This is a genomic window from Haloparvum sedimenti (assembly GCF_001462205.1).
GTDB lineage: Archaea > Halobacteriota > Halobacteria > Halobacteriales > Haloferacaceae > Haloparvum > Haloparvum sedimenti.
Map to the genome: position 1 here is coordinate 2,255 of NZ_LKIR01000131.1, position 7,093 is coordinate 9,347.

1 protein-coding gene and 1 pseudogene are annotated in these 7,093 nt (G+C 57.2%); both read right to left on the bottom strand.

The window, feature by feature from the left end:
- Positions 1–121 precede the first annotated feature (121 nt).
- Positions 122–5,578: a DEAD/DEAH box helicase gene (locus AN233_RS11630; RefSeq protein WP_058366952.1), complete on the bottom strand. Its 5,457-nt coding sequence runs from the start codon at positions 5,576–5,578 to the stop codon at positions 122–124.
- 25 nt (positions 5,579–5,603) lie between these two features.
- Positions 5,604–7,093: pseudogene (locus AN233_RS11635) on the bottom strand (DEAD/DEAH box helicase); the annotation flags it as partial.

Genomic DNA, 7,093 nt, shown 5'->3' on the forward strand with positions numbered 1-7,093 from the left:
TTCGAGACCGTCCTTGGTTACACTCGCCGATAGTGCCGCGTAGATACTCTCCGGTGAGACTCCCCAGAGTCGTTCCGGGGAGCGAGTTCGAAGAGATCGTGCCGTATCGATTACGTTATTTTCAGTCATCGTTCCTCGCTTCCAGATGGAGATCGTGCGAAAGCAGTTCGAGTAGCTTGTCCTTGTCGAACGAGTCAGGGTCATTCTGCTCGGAACAGCCGTACTGATAGAGACAGAACGGGCACCCGTCCTCACAGTTACACTCCGACTCCTCAGGAGAGAACGCATCGTGCATTATCTCGACCGCTCTCTCGAACTTCTGACCGTCATCCTGTGTGAGGAGTACGGTGATTCCACTTCCCCCCTCGTCCGAGTCGTACACTAAGGTGCCTTCCTCTTCGATCGATTCAGGAACTTGGCGAACGCTTACCCCGCCGATGTATTGGAGTGCCACTCGGAGTCCGTGAGCAAACCCGTGCTCAAGTTCCTCACTGTCGAACCGAACACGAGCGGCCTTGGTGTCGAACTTGGTGGCGGGACGTACTGCGATACTTTCGTCCACGGGATGTTCCACGTTGTTCGTACAGACTGCGGACTCCCCCACGTTGGCAATCATGCCGTTGCATCCTTCAATACCACAGACCTCGAATACGTTCGGTAAAGGATCTGAACCACCGTTCTTGTACGTCGCCCAGTATTTGCTCGTCGAGGCGGCGATCGTCACGTCACCGTACTCGAACTGACCGTGTACGTTCCCGCTTTCGTCGACGATGTCGTATGATATCGTAGGTTCGAACGAGTCACCTGCATCGGTTTCGACCGGCGCATAAGTGCTCTGGACTTCCTCGTCAGCTTGGTACACACTCGACGGCTCAAGCTCACGAGCGTTGGGCGTTATTCCCAACGGCAAATCATGCTGGAACGCAGTCACGCGTTCAGGCACTTTCGTCACAAGTCGCTTTAGCCGGGAACCGCACGACTCGCAGTGAGACGTATCAGTGTCGTACTCCGCAGCACATGTCGGGCAGATAGCCGCGTCCTGGAATTGTTCGCTGATACGAGCGGTTTCTAGTGGCTCCCACTCCGTGCGCGTCACGACGTACGTCTCTCCGCTGTGGAGGTACGCTGCCCCCGGGTGAAGCTCGGAGAGTGCGATACGACGGTCCCGAGAACCGTCACTGACGTTTTCGAACTCCTCGCCGACGAGTTGATAATCGACCGAATCACCCACAGACCGCAAACCGAACGCCGTCGGACTCTCGCGGTTGAGGTACTGGCCGAAGTCCATGTCCTCAAGTCTTCGCAGATAGTCGTCTAACTGATCAGCGCGCCGACGAAGTTGCTGCTTCTGTTCGCGGAGTGTGCGTTTTTCTTCCCGGTCTCGAGTGCGTCGTTCTTTGCTCCGGACATCAGCGACCTCTTCGTCAAGTTCCTCCAAATCAGCGTCAATCGCGTCTCGTTGAGCGTTGTAGAGGTCGATAATCGACGCTTCGATGCCACGATGGTCGTCAGTTCCCCGTAGTGCTCCTTCGACGGCGTCGTCGTACTCGTCTAAGATCGATTCAACTGAACCGCTACAGCTGTCCCTCTGACATTCACCTTTGTATCCGTCTTCGTGTTTACGGCCACAGCTCGAGCAAACACCGAAGGAAACCAGATCCTGCAGCCACTGTTCAATCTCGTCTTGATTCTCATTGATGACCGAACGCAGCACTTCCAGTGGGGCGTCGTCGCTCTGATTCTGTACTTGGAAGTTCGACGACGACAGAACGCTAGTAAACCGCAGTAGATCGTTGGGCTTGGATTCGGACCGTGGAGACGGAGCGTCTTTACAGACAACAAATTCGTCGAGCCCACTCTGGTCTCGTCGCCAAGGGACCCACTGTGTCGTCGCTACCCAGTCGAGAATCCCCCACGTGAGGGACTGGTGGAGAACCTCACGGTTCACTTCATTGAGTGGGACTTGCTGTGGGTCAGACGCGATGAGTTCCTCGGGATGCTCGTGATAGTAGTAATCGATCGGGTTTCGCTGACTGACGGAGTGCACGAGTGAACTCCCAGACTCCCGCCCGGCACGTCCGATGCGTTGGAGGTAGGAGTTCGCATTCGGGGGCGTACCGTAGAGGAGCAACGTGTTGAGGTCACCGATGTCGACGCCGAGTTCCATCGCCGGTCCCGAGGACAGGAAGTGAGGGAATCGCCCCTGCCTGAACTGGTATTCCAACTCTCGCCGTTCGTCTCGGTCCGTCTCACCATAGTACGCCCTCGCGAGGAGCATCATAGGATCGGACGTGGTAATCTGCTGGGCCGTCAGAGAGAAGTGAGGATGCGAGAACGTCGAACGGTCCTCTGGCTTCGAATCGAATTTGACGATGTCGTCAGGAACGTCGGCCAGCGTTGACTCGAGGCTCGTGACGAAGTCCTCTTGACTTGGACTATAGTACGTTGGCGTCGCTTCATCGACAACTGCACATTCAATTGTGTCCTCCTCGACCATCACGTACCGGCTACCGTCTTCTTCGACCCGACGTACCAGACCCCGGTTGATCAGTGAATCGAGGTGACTGTGACCATCCTCGACTTCGTCGATGAGGTGAGGTTCGTACCGGTGGTTCTGTCCAATACACTCAGCGAGGAGTTCCAGTTCTCCCGGGTCGAGATCGGCGGTGTCGGCATTTAGACGGACGTCGACGATCCCCTCGTCAGTAAGTTGCTTACTCCGGTAGCGTTCGCTGTACTGTCCAGCGAAGATTCTGGACAACAGTTCTTCCGTCAGATACTCGTCGACTGACTGGTCGTAGTTAGTGAGGAATTCGAACGCATTCGGTGGGTTGTTAGTTCCCCCTTCGAGGTCCTCCTCGTACTGCTTTGCCTCAGCTACGCCACAGTCGACGATGTCCGCGAGGGTCCCCCATCCGGAAGCGTCGGCCTCATTCCTAACGCTCCTGACGAATAACTGGTCGAAGAAGAACGCCTCTTCGGGTTCGCGGAAGTTGCGCTCCAGTTCTTTCATGTCGGACTGGCTATCCGCGAACGAGAGCATCTTGGATTCGGTGAAGGATTCCGGGTTGTCTCGGTCAGCGAGCGACCGCAGCAGGTACCGTCCTGTCGTCACCGCTGCGTTAGCCGGGCCCCGCAGCATCGCGTCGTATCTGCTGCTCTTAGAGTATGTTTCCCGTTGGTCCTGATGGTAACAGGGGAGACCACCGGGGAACTGGCTCGACTCCCGAATCCGACCGTCGTCATCGACCATCCGGAAGTTGCTGTATCCTTTTGCCCGCGTCACGATTTCTGGATCGTCACAACTGCAGTCCTGTCGACCACCAGGGAGGAACTCGTGCTCGCAGGACGTGCACTCGTCGACCATCTGGATGTCGAACAACGCGGTCCGGACGAACCGCCGGTTTCCGCAGGTGCAGGTGTTCGGGGACCGACCAAAGTACACTTCGTCACAATCCGGGTCGCCGCAGGTCCATCCAAGCAAACGCTTCGGTGTGAGGTTGCCATCACAGTCTTCGGCCGTGCACTCCTGTACGTCGGGGTCTTCGTATATCTCCCCACACTCAGTACAGTACTGGACGCTGTCGTCTGTCAGGGGTTCCAACGCCTCAGTGTCACAGGAATGGCAGGTCGGCTCCCGTGCCTCCTCGACTGTGACTTCCTCGCCACAGTCTGGGTTCGAGCAGATGTGGGTTTCCATTGAGTCGTCGAGTACCATCGAGGAACCACACGTCGAACAGTCCTGCTGGTGGTCGATCTTCTGGCGCTCACCACATTCGGAACATTCGTAGAACGGCCGCCAGTAGACGCGGACCATCTCGGGCGTTTCGCCGTCGGGCGTTTCGCACTGGCACTCGCGTCGCGAGAAGTAATCGAACCGTCCCTCTTCTGAGGTCACAGTATGTGGCTCGAGCCGTTCGCAGTTCGGACAGAACCACGACTCGAGTGACTCCTCACCGCACTGGTTACACAGTGAGAGTTTCGTCACGTAGTGGTGCCCGCATTCGGCACAAGCCGACTGCGGGGTATCGTAGACCGTCCCACAGTTGATACAGGAGTAATAGCCGTCGAGGGGCCAACTGAACAGATGGGCACGGCGCTCCAGAATTCCGGACACGTCACCGATCGTCATGAAATTCGACACCACCGTGTCCGCCTGTTCCTCGGTTAGATCGGCTGATTCGACGAGCCGATCGCGTAGGCCGTCAGGTCGAAGCGGTTTCTCTCGAAGAGCTGAGTAGATGCCGCGAACGAACTCCAGCACTTCGCTGTCGCCTTCTACGAGGTGTTCGTAGAGGTCGCTCTCTACGTCCACCCCCTCGCCGGAATCGTGGATACCCGCTGCTTTTAGAACGAGTTTCGCAGTCTCAGTCTCTCCGGCACGCAACTCGTCGCTTGCCAGTTCGGTGGTAGTGAATTCGTCATGGACGTAGCTGGGGAAGGGAGCGTCGATTGTGCGTCCTTCTTCCTCGACCACCTCGATGTCGGGGTCGACGAACGGGTTGATGCGCTGGAAGACGGAGAGCTTGTTCTCGACGGTGGCACTCGCACCAACGATGGTGAGATCGTCGTCACTCTCGCTGTCGTAGTCGTTGAGTTCCTGTCGCTCCCGGATGTACCGCCGCATCAGCGCCGAAGTGAACGAACCGAAAAGCTCAGAATACTCGTGAATCTCGTCGAAGACGAAGTATTTCGGCTCGGCGACGAACCGTTGCTGCGCTTCGTCCGCATTAACGTTGAACAGCCGGTAGTTGATCGTATCCGGGTTCGTCAGCAGGATGTCAGCTGGACTCTCGACGATGGCATCCCTAGTGACTTTGATGAAGTCGAACGTGAGATCCTCATCGTGTTCTGCCATCGGTTCGACGACGAACGAGTCGTCCGAGCGACGCCGAACAGTCAACGAAGAGTCACACTCTCCACACGGACAGTCGAAATACTGGAACGTCGTCTGGAGGTACGCTAGTTCGTCGGGATCGCGGCGTTTCGTGTCCCCGTCGTAGATCCCCACAGTAATCTGGTCGTCCGCCGATCGGTCTCGATTGAGCGTGAACAGATAGTCGATGAGGCGCTTCAGTTGGTCTTGTGCCAGAGCTTTCGTTGGGTACGTGAGAACGCATTTGACGCTGTCCGGCGGATGCGCGTCGTGCTGGCCTGCTTTCGCCTCACAGATGAACTGGAGAATCGGAATTAGCCAACCCTCTGTCTTCCCCCTCCCGGTCGCTGCGGTCAACAACGTATGGTGGTCTTCGCGGACTGCCTCAATCGAGTCCTCTTGGAATTCGAAGAGATTTCGGAATCCAGCCTCACTGAACGTTTCCGTGACGTCCGAATACAGGTCGTGGTTGTCGGCGAAGGTCTCCCACGGCGTGTCACTCATTCGGGGAAGGTCAAGCACCTGGAGGTAGGGCCCCTTCGTTCGGATGAATTCGGGAAGGTCATCCTCTAGGGACTCTCCAGCCCCCTCGTGGTAGCGGGAAACAAGACTCTTGACCGCCGGGGAGGGTTGCGAGCCGGCATAGTGTTCGGCGTACGATACACGCATCGTGTCGGCGAGTTCTAGTGGGTCGAATTCCATCGGTGGGGATTTCTGTGGGATGTAGTTAGTCAGTCAACTGTTCGTTCGCGTCCCGGTTGTCGAGTGGATGAATCGACAAATCCTGTCCGTCCAAGTTGACCTGGAGACGGTCGCGGTCGAAGGACCGCTGGTCGTTCCGGACGTCGCACCCGTACTGGTACAGACAGGACGGACAGCCATTCTCACAGTCGCAATCGAACTGGTCATCCATAAGACCGACTGCTCGCGCGAAGGCGCGGAAGTTGCCGTCGGATTGCTCGAAGAGGAGTCGTGCGACATCTGATCCACCCTCTTGTGACTCGAAGACGTCGACGTGATCTTCCCCAACGTACTCGGAGAGCTCACGGATGTTGACGCCGCCGAGGTACTGGAGAGCGACCCGGAGACCGTGCGCGAGCGTGTGGGACAGTTCGCGGTCCTCCAGTTCGATGCGCACACCCTGCGTCTCGTATTGGTACCCGAGTCTAACGAATTCAGAGTCCGCTCCTCTCCCTTCGGGGAAATGATCGGGGTCTGCACTACACCGATGTGTCTCATCGTCGTCCTCGTAGATTACGCCGTGACAGTTCTCCTCGCCGCAGACTTCGAAATGTGACTCTTGTGCGTCGACCTCGCCCGATTTGTACTTCGTGCGATATCCATCTGTGTACAAGAGGACTGAGTAATCACCGTATTCGAGCGTTCCAAGTACGTCTCCTTTGTCTGTTCGTAGCTCGTACGTCTGTCTGGTATCGAACGAGAGGATCGAGGTCTCGCGTTCGGCGTAGGTGTTCTGCACTGCCTGATTGGGTTCGTTGTGCAGGTAACGCGCCTCGTCGCCCTCAGAAGTCAGTTGGAGGTTGTCGTGATATGCGTCGACAGAATCGAGAACGGCGAGTTGGCGTCGTTTCAACGGTACATCGTTCTCACAGTCACAGTCGGTCGCATCAAGATCGTGGGTCGAATGGCAAGCCGGGCAAACAAGTTCATCCGCGAGGTGGTCGTCGATGTTCGCATCGGTGACGGATTCTCGTAAGTCAGAACCCGCCTTTTCGTCGAAACGCACCCGGGCGACAGTGTAGGTCTCACCGTTGTCGAGGTACGCCGCACCCGGGTGGAGCTCGGACAGCGCCATCCGCATCGCCCTACCACTTGATTGGTCACCGACGTTGCGTCGGTCGTACCCTTCATCGACCAGCGTTAGACCAGCCGTGGTTGCGACACTTCGCATCGAGAAATCGTACTTGCTCTCGCGGGACTCCCGGAGGAAATCGAAGTAACTCTCCTGGCCCAAGTCGGAAAGGTGCTCTTTGAGTACTTCTATGCGTTCCTGGAGCCCGCGGCGCTCACGCATGATGCGACCGCGCTCGTCCGCACTCGCACGTTGCTGGTCGCGCCGTAGCTCGCGGTCTCGTTCGGAGAGCGACATGCGTTCGCTCTCCAACGACTCCTGATACTCCTGATAGTGCGTGATGTATCGGTCGTCGAAGTTCGAGATCGCGTCCTCGACGAGGTCTCCGAACTGCTCTCCGGCGT

Coding starts and splice junctions, on each gene's coding strand:
- AN233_RS11630 (WP_058366952.1), bottom strand. CDS start 5,578: ATGGAATTCGACCCACTAGAACTCGCCGACACGATGCGTGTATCGTAC.